At 54.7% G+C, this 19,073-nt stretch carries 18 protein-coding genes; 3 read left to right on the top strand and 15 right to left on the bottom strand.

The window, feature by feature from the left end:
• Window positions 1–77 precede the first annotated feature (77 nt).
• A complete protein-coding gene (locus tag GBC03_07400; protein ID QFS70039.1) occupies window positions 78–842 on the bottom strand; it encodes a TSUP family transporter in 765 nt (254 codons plus the stop codon).
• Between the two features lie 300 nt (window positions 843–1,142).
• Here GBC03_07400 and GBC03_07395 point away from each other — a divergent pair, with 300 nt between their 5' ends.
• Complete coding sequence (locus GBC03_07395; GenBank protein QFS70038.1) at window positions 1,143–1,418, top strand: DUF1471 domain-containing protein; 276 nt, start codon at window positions 1,143–1,145, stop codon at window positions 1,416–1,418.
• 99 nt (window positions 1,419–1,517) lie between these two features.
• On the opposite strand, the gene GBC03_07390 is transcribed toward GBC03_07395, so the two are convergent.
• Complete coding sequence (locus GBC03_07390; protein ID QFS70037.1) at window positions 1,518–2,267, bottom strand: esterase; 750 nt, start codon at window positions 2,265–2,267, stop codon at window positions 1,518–1,520.
• Window positions 2,268–2,449: 182 nt separating this feature from the next.
• Here GBC03_07390 and bsmA point away from each other — a divergent pair, with 182 nt between their 5' ends.
• Entirely contained in the window at window positions 2,450–2,779 is a 330-nt protein-coding gene (bsmA, locus tag GBC03_07385; GenBank protein ID QFS70036.1) for a biofilm peroxide resistance protein BsmA, read from the top strand.
• A 135-nt stretch (window positions 2,780–2,914) separates the two neighbouring features.
• The gene (locus tag GBC03_07380; protein ID QFS70035.1) at window positions 2,915–3,202 is read left to right on the top strand and encodes a DUF1471 domain-containing protein; all 288 of its coding nucleotides are present in this window, start codon (window positions 2,915–2,917) and stop codon (window positions 3,200–3,202) included.
• Between the two features lie 37 nt (window positions 3,203–3,239).
• Here the strand turns inward: GBC03_07380 and GBC03_07375 are convergent, their stop codons facing one another.
• From GBC03_07375 to amiB, 13 genes are all read right to left on the bottom strand, one after another.
• Entirely contained in the window at window positions 3,240–4,862 is a 1,623-nt protein-coding gene (locus tag GBC03_07375) for an isovaleryl-CoA dehydrogenase (GenBank protein ID QFS70034.1), read from the bottom strand.
• Between the two features lie 113 nt (window positions 4,863–4,975).
• Window positions 4,976–5,707, bottom strand: coding sequence for a 23S rRNA (guanosine(2251)-2'-O)-methyltransferase RlmB (rlmB, locus tag GBC03_07370; GenBank protein QFS70033.1), 732 nt, complete (start codon window positions 5,705–5,707; stop codon window positions 4,976–4,978).
• Between the two features lie 66 nt (window positions 5,708–5,773).
• Entirely contained in the window at window positions 5,774–8,227 is a 2,454-nt protein-coding gene (locus GBC03_07365) for a ribonuclease R (GenBank protein QFS70032.1), read from the bottom strand.
• A gap of 156 nt (window positions 8,228–8,383) precedes the next feature.
• A complete protein-coding gene (gene nsrR, locus GBC03_07360; GenBank protein QFS70031.1) occupies window positions 8,384–8,809 on the bottom strand; it encodes a nitric oxide-sensing transcriptional repressor NsrR in 426 nt (141 codons plus the stop codon).
• Window positions 8,810–9,026: 217 nt separating this feature from the next.
• Window positions 9,027–10,325: an adenylosuccinate synthase gene (locus GBC03_07355; GenBank protein ID QFS70030.1), complete on the bottom strand. Its 1,299-nt coding sequence runs from the start codon at window positions 10,323–10,325 to the stop codon at window positions 9,027–9,029.
• Between the two features lie 103 nt (window positions 10,326–10,428).
• On the bottom strand, window positions 10,429–10,626 hold the full coding sequence (locus GBC03_07350) for a DUF2065 family protein (protein QFS70029.1): 198 nt from the start codon (window positions 10,624–10,626) through the stop codon (window positions 10,429–10,431).
• Between the two features lie 86 nt (window positions 10,627–10,712).
• Window positions 10,713–11,717: a protease modulator HflC gene (hflC, locus tag GBC03_07345; protein ID QFS70028.1), complete on the bottom strand. Its 1,005-nt coding sequence runs from the start codon at window positions 11,715–11,717 to the stop codon at window positions 10,713–10,715.
• A 2-nt stretch (window positions 11,718–11,719) separates the two neighbouring features.
• On the bottom strand, window positions 11,720–12,976 hold the full coding sequence (hflK, locus tag GBC03_07340) for an FtsH protease activity modulator HflK (protein ID QFS70027.1): 1,257 nt from the start codon (window positions 12,974–12,976) through the stop codon (window positions 11,720–11,722).
• A 189-nt stretch (window positions 12,977–13,165) separates the two neighbouring features.
• A complete protein-coding gene (gene hflX, locus GBC03_07335) occupies window positions 13,166–14,446 on the bottom strand; it encodes a GTPase HflX (GenBank protein ID QFS70026.1) in 1,281 nt (426 codons plus the stop codon).
• Between the two features lie 74 nt (window positions 14,447–14,520).
• Window positions 14,521–14,829, bottom strand: a complete 309-nt coding sequence (gene hfq, locus GBC03_07330; protein ID QFS70025.1) for an RNA chaperone Hfq — start codon at window positions 14,827–14,829, stop codon at window positions 14,521–14,523.
• 83 nt (window positions 14,830–14,912) lie between these two features.
• Window positions 14,913–15,863, bottom strand: a complete 951-nt coding sequence (miaA, locus tag GBC03_07325; GenBank protein QFS70024.1) for a tRNA (adenosine(37)-N6)-dimethylallyltransferase MiaA — start codon at window positions 15,861–15,863, stop codon at window positions 14,913–14,915.
• A complete protein-coding gene (gene mutL, locus GBC03_07320; GenBank protein QFS70023.1) occupies window positions 15,856–17,718 on the bottom strand; it encodes a DNA mismatch repair endonuclease MutL in 1,863 nt (620 codons plus the stop codon). The genes miaA and mutL overlap by 8 nt, the downstream gene beginning before the upstream one ends.
• Window positions 17,719–17,727: 9 nt before the next feature.
• A complete protein-coding gene (amiB, locus tag GBC03_07315) occupies window positions 17,728–19,059 on the bottom strand; it encodes an N-acetylmuramoyl-L-alanine amidase AmiB (GenBank protein ID QFS70022.1) in 1,332 nt (443 codons plus the stop codon).
• Window positions 19,060–19,073 lie beyond the last annotated feature (14 nt).

Genomic DNA, 19,073 nt, shown 5'->3' with positions numbered 1-19,073 from the left:
TGAAAAATTGACGCGTCATAATACTGGTGACAGGCCGCAAACTCAAGGTGATTCCAGGAATATTTGTCAGGACGCCCTTAATACATATCCAACAGCATCTTGCCGCTGATGCAGATGGAAACAATCACGATCATCGGCCTGATAACTTTCTTGCCGCGCGTGAGTACGACCGTCGCCCCCAGACGTGCGCCAAGCGCCTGTCCGACGAACATCACCAGCCCCAGCGACCAGATCATCTTGCCGCCAAAAATGAAAAACAGAATAGAAGCGATGTTGGAGGCAAGGTTGATGAAATTAGAGTGAATTTGCGCCTTATCGATGCTGTAACCCCACAGCAGGATGTAGCACAGGGTATAAAAGGAACCGGCGCCAGCGCCAAGGAATCCGTCATAAAAACCGACACACCCTCCCCCCACCAGGGAGAAGAGAAACAGTGATACCTGCTGCTTCTTTTTCGGCTCGGTGAGATTGGGGGCAAAAATAAAGTAGAGCGCCACCGCAATGATGAGTACCGGCAACAGCTTTTTCAGCAGTTCCGGTTCAATGAACTGGATCAGTGTCGTCCCCAACGCCGATCCCACAAACGCCGCTAAAAAGACGTACTTATGTTGCTGAACGTTGATATGCCCACGACGCAGAAAGTAGATCCCCGACGTGAGTGAACTGCCCAGCGCCTGAATCTTATTGGTCGCCAGCGCATTGGCCGGCGGCAATCCTGAGATCAATAGCGCTCCAATTGATAAAAACCCACCGCCGCCTGAAACTACATTAATAAAACCCGCTATCAGCGCCACCATAAACATGATGGCGAAGTAGCTGAAATCCATGAATGAAGTATCCATATCTTTTTGCCTTATTATCATAAAGTTAACTTTATGTTTCGGCTCACTATAAGCGGCGATGGCCGGTAGCGATATTGACGATTCGGTAAGAGTTCTTGCCAGAAAAACAGGTATTTTTAGCCACAGCGAAGCGGGTTAGCCGATTGTTAACTCACAAGAAGAACGGGTTGCGGTATTTTTTTGAACAACTGCATCAGAAATGGTCGCTATCGACCGACAAAGTAGCGATTAAAATTAAATCAGACGTTATCGGCTTACAGGAGAAATCACTCACCAGAGTCAGCTGTCGAGGAGGTAGGTATGCGAATCCGTTTTGTCACCCTTCTGGCGGGACTGTTGCTCAGTGCAAATACACTCGCCGCCATTGAAATAGACCACCAGCAAGCCAGAAACATGGATGATGTGCAGAGCTTAGGCGTGATTTACATCAATCATAACTTCGCCACTGAAAGTGAAGCAGATCAGGCCCTGAATGAAGAGACCGACGCGCAAGGCGCAAAGTACTACCACGTGATCCTGATTCGGGAACCCGGTAGCAACGGCAACATCCACGCCAGCGCGGATATTTATCGCTAGCACCAGGAAAGTCCAACGAAAAGAGAGCCATAGTTTGACTTGCCCCCTGTTCAGGGGGCTTTTTTTGCGTGATGACGTATTGTGAGTTAGCGACGGGAGTCAGAGATGCTGACGGAAAAAAGACACCGTTGCGCTCAGGGCTTCGGGCGTAATGCGATGGCGCACGCCCGCTTGCCACTGGCAGGTCAGATTCTGGTCCAGCCCGGCCTGAATCATCGCCTGCTGCAAACGGAAACTTTCCGCCGCCGGAACCACGTCATCGTCCTGGCCATGCCATAACAGCAACGGTCTGTCGGCCAGTCGGTCAAGCTGCTGCGACACGTCCCACTTCGCCAACGGCGCAATAATGCGGGCGAACGCCTCTTGCCGGGCGGGTGTGTCCAGGGCGGAAGGGGGAAACAACGTTCGCGCCAGACGGGTGAAATAGCCCGATCCCATCAGGCTGGCGACACAGTTGACCTCCGGATGCTGAGTCATAATCCCCAGCGCAGTCATTGCCCCCATTGACGCGCCTCCGACCGCGAGGCGGTCATCCAGCAGCCAGTTTTCTGCGTCCAGAGCCGCTCGTAATGCCGTAAATTCCTGCATGTTTTGTTGCAAAATCTGCCAGAAATGCCCCATTCTCGCCTGTGCGTCACCGTTGAACCGCGCCCCATGCTCGGCGGCGTCTGGCATAATGACCCGAAATCCGGCCTGCGCCAGCGCAACGGCAAAGTAGCTGTAGACCAGGCTGGAAGAGGTAAATCCGTGATAGAAAACAATACACGGCAAAGGTGTATTGCGCTGCCCCGCAGGAAAGGCGTGAAGCAGGTGATGTTCCGCCAACTGACGTGTTTCAATTTCAATCATTTGCGTCCCCTTTTGGCTCTGGTATGCCACGGGTCACATTATTAAACAAGGTAGCGTGTTCAACAACGATTCATAATGTTGAGAACTGGATTACGCTTTCGCGACATTTTCATTCGAAAATCGCGCGGAAGGTAACATTTTGGGAACATTCCCCCAAAGGGAAATTAATAAGGCACTACACTATGGCTATCAGGAAACGAGATAGAGTGATGCGTCGGTTTACCTCATTGATATTGGTGATGCTCTTAAGTGGATGTAGCATTCTTCAGGGAACGCCGCAGCCAGCGCCACCCGTCGCCGATCATCCGCAAGAAATTCGTCGCGATCAGACACAAGGGTTGCAACGGATGGGAACGGTGACCTCTCTGGTCAGAGGCTCTCCGGATGATGCAGTCGATGAAGTCAAAGCGAAAGCCGCCGCAGCGAAAGCCGATTATTACGTTATTGTCCTGGTTGATGAAACCATCGTGACGGGCCAGTGGTATTCACAGGCCATCTTATATCGTAAATAGTCATTGAGGGAATTTAAGGCAATTTCACGTAGCTTTACGCCTCTATACGTTTACCTGTGCACAATAAACCGACAGCAGGAGGCTGGACGTTTATTTCGGCGATGGAATGCCCTGCGCATTGCGGGGAAACATAAAATGGAGCTGACGATGAAACAATCTCTTGCCTTATCCTCACTGCTGTTAACTGCCGGACTGGTGAGTACGACGGCGCAGTCTGCAGAATTCGCAAGTGCGGATTGCGTGACTGGCCTCAATGAAATTGGCCTGATCTCTGTCAGTAATATTTCCGGAAACCCACAGGATGTGGAGCGTATCGTGGCGCTAAAAGCCGATGAACAAGGTGCATCATGGTATCGCATCGTTCAGATGTACGAAGATCAGCAGCCCGATAACTGGCGCGTACAGGCTATTCTCTACGCGTAACAGATTGCCGGATGGCACAGGCGCATCCGGCAAAGTATCAGCGCAATCCCCCCGTCGCCCGTAGCAACAGCGCGTCCTGTACCCGTTCTGATAGCAACATCCTACCGCGCGTATCCAGCATCATCTGACACCAGGCTTGTGCAACAGGCGGTGACGCATGTCGCAACATTTCCGTTCCGCATCCCAACAGAAAAATCTGCTGAGTGATATCGCGGCCCAGTTCTTCAGAAGGCTTGCGCAGTCGCGGCAAAAGCTGACGTACCGCGCGATCGAAGTGTCTGTCCTGACCCCTGACGTCAGAGAACGCTTCGCTCAGCATCTCATCGACACCCGTTTGTTTACCGATGACCCGCAGAACATCGAGGCACATAACATTGCCAGAGCCTTCCCAGATGCTGTTAACCGGCATTTCCCGGTACAACCGCGGCAGTTCGCTCTCTTCGCAATACCCTATCCCGCCGAGCACCTCCATCGCCTCCGCCACAAACGGGATGCCGCTTTGACAGACGACGAATTTCGCAGCGGGGGTGAACAGCCGCGCCCAGAGCCGTTCATTGGCATGGCTACGCCGATCCCAGGCGTGAGCCAAACGAAACAGCAACGCGGTTTGCCCTTCCAGCTGTAACGCCATGCGGCTGAGCATCTGGCGCATCATCGGTTGCTCGATCAGCGGCTTGCCAGACACCATACGCTGGTGTGCGTGGTAGACAGCAACCGAGAAGGCGCGACGCATCAGGCCGTGGCTGCCAAGCGCGCAGTCAAAACGCGTCAGACCGCCCATCTTCAGAATATGACGAACGCCTTCGCCCTCGTCTCCCAGCAGCCAGCCGATGGCATCCTGAAACTCCACTTCCGCACTGGCATTAGAACGATTCCCCAGCTTGTCTTTTAGCCGTTCGAGGCGGATCGCATTGCGCTGACCGTCAGGTAAAAAGCGAGGGACGAAGAAGCAGGAGAGGCCGCCTTTTGCCTGCGCCAGTACCAAATGGGCATCACTTTGTGGCACAGAGAAAAACCATTTATGTCCTACCAACCGGTACGATCCATCCTCCAGCCGCTCGGCGCGGGTGGTGTTGCTCAGCACATCAGAACCGCCCTGCTTTTCCGTCATCCCCATACCAATCAGCAGGCCACGCTTTTGCCCACCCGGTGCGAGGTGCGAATCATAGCGATCGCTTTGCAGAGGCGTTTGCCAGTCGGCAAACGTAGCGGGCAACATCTGCTGCAACAGCGGCGTGGCGGCGAAGGTCATGGTGATGGGGCAGAGCGTCCCGGCTTCCACCTGCGCATGCAAGATAAAGCGCGCGGCCCGGGCAACAAACGATCCGGCGCGCGCCTCCTCCTCCCAGGGCAGGTTATGTACACGGTTGGTACACAACCCCTGCATCAGCAGGTGCCATGCGGGATGGAAGCGAACGTCGTCCAGTCGCTGCCCCCGAGGGTCGTAACGCAGCAGCTCCGGCGGCCAGGCGTTTGCCAGCCGTCCCAGTTCAAGAGATTCGGCGGTGCCGAGTTGTTGACCGATACTGGCGAGAAGTTCGCTGTCCCAGCCCGCCCCCTCGCGCGCCACCGCTTCGCAGAGCGCACCATCAGACAGGAACAGATTACTGTTATTCAGGGGTAACGGCTGATTAAAAACGGTGTGAGTTTGCCAATGCATTATGTTTCCCTCCTTCAATGGCATCTCAGTAAGTATGGTCAGTCTGAGCGGAGAATGCCTGGAAAGGAGGGCACAAAAAAGCCATCCTGCTGGATGGCTTCGGGGATACGACATTAGCTACGCTGGCGAACGGCCTCGAACAGACAGATACCTGTGGCGACAGAAACGTTAAGTGATGAGACGCTACCGGCCATCGGAATGCTGATCAGTTCGTCACAATGTTCACGCGTCAGACGACGCATTCCCTCACCTTCTGCCCCCATCACCAGCGCCATACGCCCCGTCATTTTACTCTGATAGAGGGTATGGTCAGCTTCACCCGCCGTGCCGACAATCCAGATATTCTCTTCCTGCAACATACGCATGGTACGCGCCAGGTTAGTCACCCGGATCAACGGAACGCTTTCCGCTGCGCCGCAGGCGACTTTCTTCGCTGTGGCATTCAGTTGGGCAGAACGATCTTTCGGCACAATCACCGCATTGACGCCGGCGGCATCGGCGCTACGCAAACAGGCACCGAGGTTATGCGGGTCGGTCACGCCATCCAGGATCAGCAGGAAAGGTTGATCCAGTGAGGCGATCAGATCCGGCAGATCGTTTTCCTGATACTGACGGCCCGGCTTCACGCGGGCGATGATGCCCTGATGTACGGCCCCTTCGCTTTTCTCATCCAGAAACTGACGGTTCGCCAGTTGGATGACCACACCCTGCGCTTCGAGGGCGTGAATCAGCGGCAGCAGGCGCTTATCTTCACGGCCTTTGAGAATAAAGACATCCTGAAAACGTTCAGGAGCACGCTCCAGCAGGGCCTGCACCGCATGGATGCCGTAAATCATTTCACTCATGAAATTACTCGTTAATAGTTAATCATGCCGGGTGACGCTATGCGTCCCCGGCTTACACTGTGTGGCTTACTGCGCGTCTTTCTTTTTCGCGGCGCGTTTTGCTTTCGTGGCTGCTGCGATTTTAAGCGTTTTTGTCGATGGCTTTTTCGCTTTTTTATCGCCTTTCTTCTCAGCCGCAGGCTTAGCCCCGGCCTTGCCTTTCTTCTCGCCGCGGAAAGCGCTGTCAGGCTCAAAGTTCACTTTTTTGCCGACCTGACGACGACGCCCGGTTTTTTTACCCGCATCGCCTTTTTTCGCTCTTTCGCGCGCCGTTTTACCTTCATTACGCGGTGCTCGTTCGCTGGAGATCAGGCTGAAGTCGATCTTGCGCTCATCCATATTGACCGCTTCTACGCGCACTTCCACGCGATCGCCAAGACGGTAAGTCTGACCGCTGGATTCGCCGGTCAGGCGCTGCCCCACCTGGTCAAAACGGTAGTAGTCGTTATCAAGCGAAGAGACATGCACCAGACCATCAATAAACAGCTCGTCCAGACGTACAAAGAAGCCAAAGCCGGTGACGCTGGCAATCACGCCTTTAAAGACATTGCCAACCTGATCCAGCATGAAGTCGCACTTCAGCCAGTCAGCAACGTCACGGGTTGCTTCATCCGCACGACGTTCGGTCATCGAACAGTGCTGGCCCAGTTGCAGCATCTCTTCCATCGAATAGTGATAACCGCCGGTCTCGGTGGTGTTGCCCTTATGACCCTGCTCTTTCGCCAGCAGATACTTAATGGCGCGGTGCAGCGAGAGATCCGGGTAACGACGGATTGGCGACGTAAAGTGCGCATACTGTTGCAGCGCCAGACCAAAGTGACCGCGGTTTTCCGGATCGTAAATCGCCTGCTTCATCGAGCGCAGTAGCATAGTTTGCAACATTTCGGCATCGGGACGATCGGCAACCGATTCCAGCAGTTCCGCGTAGTCACGTGGTTCCGGCTTGTTACCGCCCGGCAGTTCCAGCCCCAGTTCCGCCAGAACGGAACGGAAGGAGGTGATAGCCTCGGTGGTCGGCTTGTCGTGAATACGGAACAGCGCAGGCTCCTGGGCCTTCTCAACGAAACGCGCCGCCGAGATGTTTGCCAGAATCATGCACTCTTCAATCAGCTTGTGCGCATCGTTACGCTGGGTTTGCTCAATCCGCTCAATACGACGTTCCGCGTTGAAAATGAACTTCGCTTCTTCACTTTCAAACGAGATACCGCCGCGCTCTTCACGGGCTTTATCCAGCACCTTGTAAAGATTGTGCAGTTCTTCGATATGCGTAACCAGCGGCGCATACTGCTCGCGCAACTCTTGATCGCCCTGCAATATATGCCAGACCTTGGTATAGGTCAGACGCGCGTGCGAGCTCATCACCGCTTCGTAGAATTTATACCCTGTCAGACGTCCTTTGGTCGACACGGTCATTTCGCAGACCATGCACAGGCGGTCAACCTGCGGGTTCAGTGAGCACAGGCCGTTGGAGAGCACTTCCGGCAGCATCGGTACCACCTGCGACGGGAAGTACACGGACGTCCCGCGATTACGCGCTTCCTGGTCCAGTGGCGTCGGCGGACGCACGTAATAGCTCACGTCGGCAATGGCCACCCACAAACGCCAGCCGCCACCGCGTTTCTTCTCGCAATAGACCGCATCGTCAAAGTCGCGGGCGTCTTCGCCGTCGATGGTGACTAACGGTAAATCGCGTAAATCCACACGACCGACTTTTGCCTCTTCAGGCACCTCTTCTTTCAGACTGGCAACCTGTTTTTCAACGGCGGCAGGCCAGATGTACGGGATTTCATGGGTCCGTAGCGCCATATCGACAGCCATACCGGTACCCATGTTATCGCCCAGCACTTCAACGATTTTACCTACCGCTTTGGTGCGGCGCGTCGGACGCTGGGTGAGTTCAACCACCACCACAAATCCCATGCGGGCGCCCATCACCTCTTCCGGCGGGATCAGAATATCGAAGCTCAGGCGACTGTCATCCGGAACGACAAAGCCCACGCCTGCCTCGGTGAAGTAACGACCGACAATCTGGCTGGTTTTCGGCACCAGCACGCGTACGATACGCGCTTCGCGGCGGCCTTTACGATCTGCACCCAGCGGTTGCGCCAGCACCTGATCGCCATGGATGCAGGTTTTCATCTGCTCGCTGGAGAGATATAAATCGTCTTTACGTCCTTCGACGCGCAGAAAGCCGTAGCCATCACGGTGGCCAATAACGGTACCTTTCAGCAGATCGAGACGTTCCGGCAGCGCATAGCACTGACGACGGGTGAAGACCAGCTGTCCGTCACGCTCCATCGCGCGCAGACGACGGCGCAGGGCTTCCTGCTGTTCTTCGCCTTCAATGTTCAGTTCCACAGCCAGCTCATCACGGCTGGCCGGTTTTTCACGTTTTGTTAAATGTTCGAGGATAAATTCCCGGCTTGGGATAGGATTTTCGTACTTTTCAGCTTCGCGTTCCTGGAAAGGATCTTGTGACATTGAGGTTCCTCCATTGTCAGCTCCGGTGGAATTCCGTCGTCTTTCTCGCCGTCTCTTTGTTGGCTGCTTTTGCTCTCCCCAGTCACTTGCTTTTGTAAGCGCGTGGGGATTCGCTCAGTTGCCGCTGTGATACGACGCGAAATACTGCGGACTTCATTATTCCACCAGCAATAATTTATAAAGCGGTTGATTTTCTTCAACCAAATCGGCAAGCGTGTAGTTATCCAGTTCCGTAAGAAAACTTTGCACGGCCTTAGAAAGTGCCTGTTTGAGTCGACAGGCAGGGGTAATGTGGCAAAACTCGCTGCTACAGTTCACCAACGACAGCGGTTCGAGTTCGCGCACGACATCGCCAATCCGAATGGTATTCGCGGCTTTACCTAAGCGGATCCCACCATTTTTCCCCCGAATAGCAGTCACAAAGCCCGCCCGGCTAAGTTGATTGATTATTTTGACCATATGATTACGGGAAACGCCGTAGACATCCGTCACCTCCGAAATACTGGTCATGCGACCCTCCGGGAGTGACGCCATATAGATTAGCGCTCGTAGTCCGTAATCGGTGAAACTCGTTAACTGCACATCGACCTCAGGGAAAAGGGGGGAACGGGATACATCTTATATATTGATGATAAACCAGCCATCTGTCCGACTGCCAATTTATTTCACTCGGGAAGGAAAAAGCGAGGATTTAACGCACGATTAAGCCGGATGGCGACGCTTTGCGTCTTATCCGGCCTACTACACTCTGTAGACCTGATAAGCGCAGCGCCATCAGGCACTGCGCCACGAACCCAAATTATGCGTCGAACGGGTCGCGCAGAATCATGGTCTCAGTACGATCCGGGCCGGTAGAAATAATATCAATCGGTACACCGGTCAGTTCTTCGATACGCTTAATGTAGTTCAGCGCTGCCTGCGGCAAACCGCTACGCTCTTTCACGCCAAAGGTGGATTCAGACCAGCCCGGCATGGTTTCGTAAATCGGCTCGATACCTTCCCAATTGTCAGCCGCCAGCGGTGTCGTGGTCACTTCACGGCCATCCGGCATACGATAAGCGACACAGATTTTCACCTCTTTCAAACCGTCCAGTACGTCCAGTTTGGTCAGGCAGAAGCCCGACAGGGAGTTGATCTGTACCGCACGGCGCACAGCAACGGAGTCCAGCCAGCCGGTACGACGACGACGACCGGTAGTGGCACCGTATTCGTTACCCTGCTTGCACAGGAACTCACCGATATCATCAAACAGCTCAGTCGGGAACGGACCCGCACCCACGCGAGTGGAGTAAGCCTTGATGATGCCCAGAACGTAATCCACGTAACGCGGACCCAGACCTGAACCGGTCGCCACGCCACCTGCAGTGGTGTTAGAGGAGGTTACGTACGGATAAGTACCGTGGTCAACATCCAGCAGTGTCCCCTGCGCACCTTCGAACATGACGAAATCGCCACGCTTGCGCGCCTGGTCCAGAAGATCGGAAACATCAACTACCATTGCGGTCAGGATGTCGGCAATCGCCATCACATCATCCAGCACTTTCTGGTAGTCAACCGCGTCAACTTTGTAGAAGTTAACCAACTGGAAGTTGTGATATTCCATCACTTCTTTCAGTTTTTCAGCGAACGTGGCTTTGTCGAACAGGTCGCCAACGCGCAGACCACGACGTGCGACTTTGTCTTCGTAAGCCGGCCCGATACCACGACCGGTAGTGCCGATCGCTTTCGCGCCACGAGCTTTCTCACGCGCGTTATCCAGCGCAACGTGGTAGTCCAGAATCAGCGGGCACGCTTCAGACAGCAGCAGACGCTCGCGAACAGGAACACCACGATCTTCCAGTCCTTTCATCTCTTTCATCAATGCAGCCGGAGACAGCACAACACCGTTACCGATGATGCTGATGACGTTCTCACGGAGAATACCTGATGGAATAAGATGGAGGACGGTTTTTTCACCGTTGATTACGAGAGTATGGCCTGCGTTGTGACCGCCCTGGTAGCGTACAACATATTTAGCCCGTTCAGTCAGAAGATCGACGATCTTTCCTTTACCTTCGTCACCCCATTGGGTGCCCAGTACGACGACGTTGTTACCCATTTTTCAAAATCACCGTTTGCTTAAAAATGGATTCTACCATCGCTTTTTCAGATATACAGCACTTTTTGCATGCAAAAATCAGCTAATTTCGCACACTTTTTGATCAGCCAATCGTTTTCCTCAACATGTAGTAGACCACAACGCCCGCAACCACAAGTCCGCCGCCAAAACGACGTAACGTATTTTCGGGCAACTGCGTCATGGCAGAAATCATCTTCTTCCATGCTCGCGGATAGAGCATCGGGCCTAAACCCTCAAGCACTAACACCAGGGCAAGTGCCAACCAGATTGTTGAGTTCATTGGACGTCCTTATAAAAAAGAAAACCACCGCATCCCTGAGGATGCCGGTGGTTTTATGCGTCTAACCTAAAACCGTTGGAACGATATTATCGCGTTGCGGTGCTCGGTGTCTTCATGTAGCGGAAGAAATCGCTGTCCGGGCTCATGATCATGACATCCTGATTGCCTTCGAAGCTCTTCTCGTAAGCACGCAGGCTACGAATAAAGGCGTAGAAGTCAGGATCCTGGCTGAACGCATCGGCAAACAGTTTCGCCGCTTCAGCATCCCCTTCACCGCGCATGATACGACCCTGACGCTCAGCTTCCGCCAGCGTTTTGGTCACTTCATAGTCGGCTGTCGCGCGCAGTTTTTCCGCTTCTTCCTGACCTTGTGAACGGTGACGACGCGCTACCGCTTCACGCTCAGCGCGCATACGATTGTAGATCGCTTCAGACACTTCGGTCGGCAGGTTGATCTGCTTGATCCGTACGTCGACAACTTCGATCCCCAGCGCCGCCATACTGTTCGGGTTGATCACCGGCACTTTACCATTGGTTTCTGCGGTCACGCGCTCAGCGGCTTCCGCAATCGCGTTATCCGCGGCTGGCGTCGCCACTTCGTCTTCCGTTCCGGCAGAACCAGAGTTCAGCGCGTCACGAACTTCCAGGGTGAGACGACCACGGGAGTCAGTCACGATGTCTTTCACATCCAGACGACCAATCTCAGAACGCAAACGGTCAGAGAACTTACGTTTCAACAACACTTCAGCCTGAGAAATATCGCCGCCGCCCGTCGCCAGGAAGTAACGGCTGAAATCGCTGATGCGCCACTTGATGTAAGAGTCGACAATCAGGTCTTTCTTCTCTTTGGTGACAAAGCGATCGGCCTGGTTATCCATCGTCTGGATACGCGCATCGAGCATTTTCACCGACTGAATAAAGGGAACCTTAAAGTGCAGACCAGGCTCATAAATCAACGGTTTTTTGTCAGCATCGCGCACGACGCTGCTGAACTGGAACTTGATTCCGCGCTCACCTTCTTTCACCACGAAAATAGAGGTGTACAGCACTACCAGCACGATGATGATAATCGCAATAACTGACTTACGCATCGTTATTCCCCCTGACGCTGGTAGTCGTTACGCTGCGCGTTGGCGCGGCGTTGGTCCATAATATCGCCCTGACTGGTGGACGAGGTGTTGCTTGCTCCGGTGCTGCTGGAAGAAGACGTGGAAGGCAGGCGCAGCAGGTTTGAACCGCTATCGCTCTTTGCCGCTGGCGTGCTCGCGCCTTTCAGCATCTGATCCAATGGCAGAACCATCAGGTTGCCACCTTTGTCGTTAACCAACACTTTGCGAGTATGGCTCAACACTTTTTCCATCGTCTCGATATACAGACGCTCGCGAGTAATCTGCGGTGCGGCTTTATATTCCGGCAGGATCTTAGCAAAGCGCGCCACTTCACCCTGTGCTTCCAGGATGGTTTGCGTTCTGTAGGCACGTGCCTCTTCGAGGATACGCTGTGCCTGACCGTTCGCACGCGGCTGAACTTCGTTGGTATACGCTTCCGCTTCACGGATGTACTGCTGTTCGTTCTCACGTGCAGCAATTGCATCGTCAAACGCCGCTTTCACCTCTTCCGGCGGACGCGCTGCCTGGAAGTTGACGTCCAGCAGGGTAATACCCATGTTGTACGGACGAATGGTCTCTTCCAGTTCACGCTGGGTATCGCTACGAATAACGGTACGCCCTTCGGTCAGGATACGGTCCATGGTGTATTTACCGATTACGCCACGCAGTGCGCTGTCGGTCGCCTGACGCAGACTGTCATCTGCGCTGGTCACGCTGAACAGATATTTCTGCGGATCGGTGATACGGTACTGCACGTTCATCTCAACGCGCACGACGTTCTCATCCGAGGTCAGCATCACACCGGAAGCGGCCAGTTCGCGGACGGCTTCCACGTTCACCGGCGTAACCTCGTCGATAAACGTTGGCTTCCAGTTCAGGCCCGGTTCAACCAGATGGCTGAACTTACCGAAGCGTGTCACCACGCCGCGTTCTGCTTCTTTGATGGTGTAGAAACCGCTTGCCGCCCAAATAATGACGATAGCTGCCGCCGCGATGGTGACGACACGCCCGCCCAGATGCGGACGCGGGCCTTGCGATGAGCTTCCGCCGCCAGAGCCGGTACCTTTACCGCCCCCCAGACCACCGAGTTTTTTACTCAGTTTGCGAAAGATGTCATCGAGATCAGGTGGCCCCTGCTCGCGACCACCTTTGTTTCCATTTCCCTCAGAGTTGCCGCCTGGTTTGCTGCTTCCCCACGGGTCGCGGTCTTGTCCGTTATTACCGGGCTGATTCCACGCCATGTTTGTGCTCCATATTTGTTATGCGATGCTATACCTGTGTCTTTTGCGCTACAGATGCGTTGGCTACATCCCTCAACCCCAGTCACATAGTTGACTATATTCCAGGGGCCTTCAGGACTTGCCGCCTTCCTGACGCACAACATCCACAAGGTACAGAGGCGAAAAAATCTTCAGGCCATATCCGTCAGGTCAGACAACATAGTCTTTCAGTGCCGGTTCTTGTTTACAGAGGCGACGCCAGTCAACGATCGGCAGGCGAACTTGCAGACTTACGCTACCGTCATCCTCCATCCACTCTTTTTCTATTGCCTGAAGCTGATAAAAACGGCTTCTCAGACGCCCTTCCTGCGGCGGCAAACGCAACGTGTGCTGCGCCACCTCGCCGGAAAGTCGCTCCGTCAAAGCCTGAAAAAGCTGTGGTATCCCAACCCCTGTCTGCGCGGAAAGCCAGACACGGATCGGTTTGTTCTCTTCATCCCGGTCGATACGCGGTTCAAAGTCATCCAGCATATCGATCTTGTTCATCACCATCAGGGACGGGATCTCGTGAGCATCGATCTCTTTGAGAACCGTATCCACTGCGTCGATGTTTTCCTGCACACGCACGTCCGCTGCATCAACCACATGCAGCAACAGCGTCGCCTGACGCGTTTCCTGGAGGGTCGCTTTAAACGCCGCCACCAGATCGTGCGGAAGATGGCGGATAAATCCAACGGTATCCGCCAGCACAGTTTCCCCGACATCCGCCACGTCAATGCGTCGCAGCGTCGGATCCAGAGTGGCAAACAGTTGATCTGCCGCATAGACCCTGGCTTCGGTTATCTGGTTGAAAAGGGTGGATTTTCCGGCGTTGGTATATCCCACCAACGAGACGGTCGGGACATCCGCCTTAATGCGCGACTGTCGCCCCTGCTCACGTTGCTTTTCAACTTTTTCCAGGCGCGACTGGATCTGCAATATACGGTTTCGCAATAAACGACGGTCGGTTTCGAGCTGGGTTTCACCCGGACCGCGCAAACCAATCCCGCCTTTCTGTCTTTCGAGGTGGGTCCAGCCACGGACAAGACGCGTAGCCAGATGGCGCAACTGCGCCAGCTCAACCTGCAATTTCCCCTCATGGGTACGTGCACGTTGCGCAAAAATGTCTAAGATAAGGCCGGTGCGGTCGATAACACGACACTCACACAGGCGCTCCAGGTTTCGCTCCTGGGCCGGGCTCAATGCATGATCGAATAATACGACGGCAGCGCCTGTCGCTTTTACGGCTTCCGCAATTTCAACGGCTTTACCTTCACCAACAAAGTACTTCGGGTGCGGTGCTTTACGGCTACCGGTAATCACCTGCATTGCTTCGACACCGGCGGAAGAGACCAGAGACTCAAACTCCTGGAGATCTTCCATATCTTTGTCTTGCGAAAAATAGATGTGTACCAGTACCGCCTGCTCACCGGCGTCATAACGGTCAAACAAGCGTCAACCCCTCGATATAGATCAGCGGGGAACGCAGAAATTCTGGCTCCCCGTGTGTAAAACAGTCAAAAACCTTATTCGGTCTCTTCGCTGTCCTGTTGCGCAGCAGAACCCTGCGCGCTGCTACCGTGATGATAGTTACTGCTGGTACCGCCACCGGCATTGTTACTGTGATGAGAAACCGGGCGAGACGGGACAACAGTAGAAATCGCGTGCTTATAAACCATCTGGCTGACCGTGTTTTTCAACAGGATCACAAACTGATCAAAAGACTCGATTTGACCTTGCAGCTTAATACCATTCACCAAATAAATAGAAACTGGAACACGTTCCCGACGCAGTGCGTTCAGGAACGGATCTTGTAAAGATTGCCCCTTAGCCATTCTCTCTTTTCCTTATATGCTTATTTGTACTTTGAATCTTTCGATTCTGAAAATTGCGCACGATACGCCTTAATTGTACACATTCAGTTCGCGATAGCACCAACAACCTGTAATACTTCGTTCCGCGCCTGCTCAGGTTTCTCACTGTCAAGCCAGTGCGCCCCTTCCCAACCGCGCAACCAGGTTACCTGGCGCTTTGCCAACTGCCTCGTGGCGCAAACACCTCTATAAACCATTTCATCGTATGATATTTCGCCTTCAAGGTATGACCACATCTGGCGATATCCCACACAACGAATGGAAGGCAAGTCCGTATGCAAATCTCCGCGGGCAAAGAGCGCCCGAACTTCTGCTTCAAATCCTGAAGCCAACATCTGATGAAAACGCTGCTCGATGCGTTGATGCAATAGCTCACGGCTCGCTGGGGCGATAGCAAACTGATGCACCTGGTACGGTAAAGCATCACCTGACGTTTGCGTCAGTTCCGTTAAAGTTTTACCCGAAATGAAAAAAACTTCCAGTGCCCGGGAAAGTCTTTGCGGATCATTCGGATGAATACGCGCAGCAGCAACCGGATCGATTGTCTGCAACTGCTGGTGCAACGCATCCCACCCAAGCTCAGCCGCCTGTTGCTCAATTTTGGCCCTGACCTGCGGGTCTGCCGACGGTAACGGCGAGAGACCTTCCAGCAATGCCTTGAAATACAACATCGTACCGCCCACTAACAGCGGAATACGCCCCGCCGCAGTGATCTCACTCATCTGCGCCAGCGCATCGCAGCGGAAATCCGCGGCAGAATACGCCTGCGACGGATCGCGAATATCCAGCAATCGGTGCGGAGCCACTTTTAACTCTTCAGCGTCCGGTTTCGCCGTCCCGATATCCATCCCTTTGTAAATAAGGGCGGAATCAACGCTTATCAACTCTACTGGCAAAACTTTACGCAATTCAATCGCTAGCGCTGTTTTGCCCGAGGCCGTTGGCCCCATCAAGAAAATTGCCTTTGGCAGGCTCGCCTTACTGATATCACTCATGTTTCAGGGCATTCATCGCCGTATGTAAATCAACAGGTTGCAACAGACCACCCGGCGGTGCCTTCACGAGCTGCGGGCAAAGCCGCTCCACATCAGCCAACAGGGTAATGGCCTGAGCCATTGTCCACTGCGCATGCTCGCTCATCAGATTACGCGCAATCCACTGCGCCAGATTGCCAGGTTCAAGCGCTGGCTGCTGCGTCAGGTAGCCTATCAGTTCAGGAATCAAGATTTGTAAATTTTGTTGGCGTAAGGGTAAAGGCACCGCTTGAATGGTCACATGCTGGGCATCTGCCTGAAATTCAATCCCTAATTCCACCAGCGCGCCCTGCGCGTTTTCCAGCGCGACCTTTTCATCCGCAGAGACTTTTAGCCGCAGCGGAATCAACAACGGCTGGGCACAGACCTTTCCCTCTTGCGCAGAGAGCTGCGCCTGACGCAACCAGCGTTCTGCAACGGGCAGCGCCAGCAGGTAAATGTTCCCTTCGCGTTCCAGCAGCGCGCAGTCGTTGCCAACGATAGTGAGCACGCGACCGAAGCTCTGACTGTGTCCCGCCAGTGCTGACACCGCAGGTTCCGCCGCGGGCGATTTTGTCGCCGCCGTCGGCGTTTGCAGGAGCTGGCGATACACTTCGCCCTGCTGTTTCTGGTAGCCCGGTTGGGCATGCGGCCAGCTTGCCGCTGTCGGGCGCGGAGCGCTACTGCCCGCTGACGGCGCGGAGGCGTAGCGTGGTGCCGTAGGTTCACGCACCGGCGCCGGCTCGGCAAAATGGTTACGCCCGGCGGCCACGCGGTTTTCGGGAACGTGTCGGGGCGCAGGCTCACCTTCGGCTTCCAGTGGTAATGGCGATTCAAGCTGCTGTTGCAGCACACTCAGTACACCCTGGTAGATAAAGTCATGCACCAGGCGCGACTGATGAAAACGCACTTCGTGCTTGGCCGGATGCACGTTGACATCCACCTGATGCGGGTCAATCTCGAGATACAGCACAAACGCGGGCTGCTGATCGGCACCCAACTTATCTTCACACGCCTGACGAATCGCATGGTTGATCAGCCTGTCGCGCATCATACGTCCGTTAACGTAGCAGTACTGAATTTCCGCCAGCGCCGTCGTGGTGTGATTGGGATCGGCGACCCAGCCGCGTAAGGTCAGATCGCCATGCTGCCACTCAATCGCCAGCGCCTGCTCAAGAAACGGCGTGCCGCAAATGGCCCCCAGACGACGCTCTTGCGGCCCGTCTTTCGCTACCGCACGGTACTGACGCACCATTTTGCCGTTGTGCGACAAGTTGATCGTCACATCAAAACGCGCCAGCGCAATGCGTCGAATGATCTCGTCAATATGGTTGAATTCGGTTTTCTCGGTGCGCATAAACTTGCGCCGGGCGGGAGTGTTATAGAACAGATCGAGCACTTCCAGCGTGGTCCCTACCGGATGTGCGGCCGGTTTGACCGTCACATCCATATCGCGCCCTTCGGCGTAGGCTTGCCAGGCTTCCTGCTGCTCTTCAGTGCGCGATGTGAGCGTCAGGCGAGACACCGAACTGATACTCGCCAGCGCTTCGCCGCGAAAACCGAGGCTGATGATCGCTTCCAGATCGTCAAGCGACGCGATTTTACTGGTGGCATGACGCGCCAACGCCAGCGCCAGTTCATCTTTCTTGATCCCACAGCCGTTGTCACGAATGCGGATAAGCTTCGCGCCGCCGCGCTCGATATCAATATCGATCCGCGTCGCCCCGGCATCGAGACTGTTTTCCACCAGCTCTTTGACCACCGATGCAGGTCGTTCAACCACCTCACCTGCGGCAATCTGGTTCGCCAGTTGTGGCGGTAACACCTGAATCGGCATGCAAATTCCTTAGTTGATCAACGACTCACCCGGCGTCGCGGCGCTCGCGGTTTGCGCCGCGCTTCCCTGCGGGGCCGACTGCATCGGATGCGCCTGGAAGTAGTTACGCAGCCCTTTGTAGATCGCGTCGGCAAGCTGCTGCTGATACGCATCGCTCGCCAACAGACGTTCTTCACTGTGATTACTGATAAAGCCGGTCTCCACCAGCACCGACGGAATATCCGGCGAGCGCAGAACGCCCAGGCTGGCATGCTCAGGACGCCGTTTGTGCAGTGAACCAATCCGTTCGAGCTGGCCTAACATGTTGGTTGCCACATCATACCCTACGCGTTGGGAATGGCCGAACTGCAAATCCAGCACCGCCTGGCTTAAGTAAGGATCGGACTGGCTGTTTGCCAGCACATCCCCCGCACCGCCCAGCAACTCTGACTGTTTTTCATGTTCTTCCAGCCAGTTCGCCATTTCGCTGTTGGCGCGCCGGTTCGACAGCACCCATACGGAAGCACCGGTGGCGCTTCGGTTGGGCGCAGCATCGGCGTGAATTGACACCAGGAAGTTGGCGTTTTGCTTTCGCGCCACGTCGGAACGCCCCATCACGGAGATAAAATAATCCCCATCGCGGGTTAACACGCCTTTAAACATCGGGTCGGCATTGAGTAATGTGCGCAGTTTACGGGCCACCGCGATAGTGACATTTTTCTCTCGCGTGCCGCCAGGACCAATCGCGCCGGGGTCCTGTCCGCCGTGCCCGGCATCGATGGCGATCACCACTTTGTCACCACTGCTGGATGTCGCCCTGGCCGCAGGGCGTGTTGCCGTATTGCTACTGGTCACGGCGGTGGTTCGATCGTCACTGGCTTTAAACGGATTGCGTGCAGGTTCACTCGGACGTGGCGTCACCACCGGCGTCTCCACGCGTTTAGCGACAACGGGCGCAGGAGGGGGCGGAGGGGGGGTATCGGCGTTAATGGTAAAGACCACCGTGTAATTTCCGCCATTCTGCCGTTTTACCGCCTCGGTCTTCCCATTTTCAGTTAAATCCACCACCAGTCGTAGTGACTGCGGATCTTTCGCCGTACCGGAACGAATGGTCTTCACCAGGTTGTTACCGCTGAACATCAGCGGAAGCCCCTGAATGACCCCCGTTTGCTTAATATCCAACGCAACGGTACGTTTGCCTTCATGGGAAAAGGCATAATCAGGATCGCCAATAAAGCTGAGCGTAATACGCGCCTGCCGATCGCCGTTGGAGACCTGTATATCGGAGAGGCTGGCAGCCCCGGCCTGCGCGCACAGCAGAACCAGCATAGCCACCAACCCATTTCTGATGCGATAAATCATCCCGCCACCTTTAA

The organism is Citrobacter telavivensis, assembly GCA_009363175.1.
GTDB classification, from domain to species: domain Bacteria; phylum Pseudomonadota; class Gammaproteobacteria; order Enterobacterales; family Enterobacteriaceae; genus Citrobacter_A; species Citrobacter_A telavivensis.
This window is presented reverse-complemented; position numbering and strand designations above follow the sequence as displayed.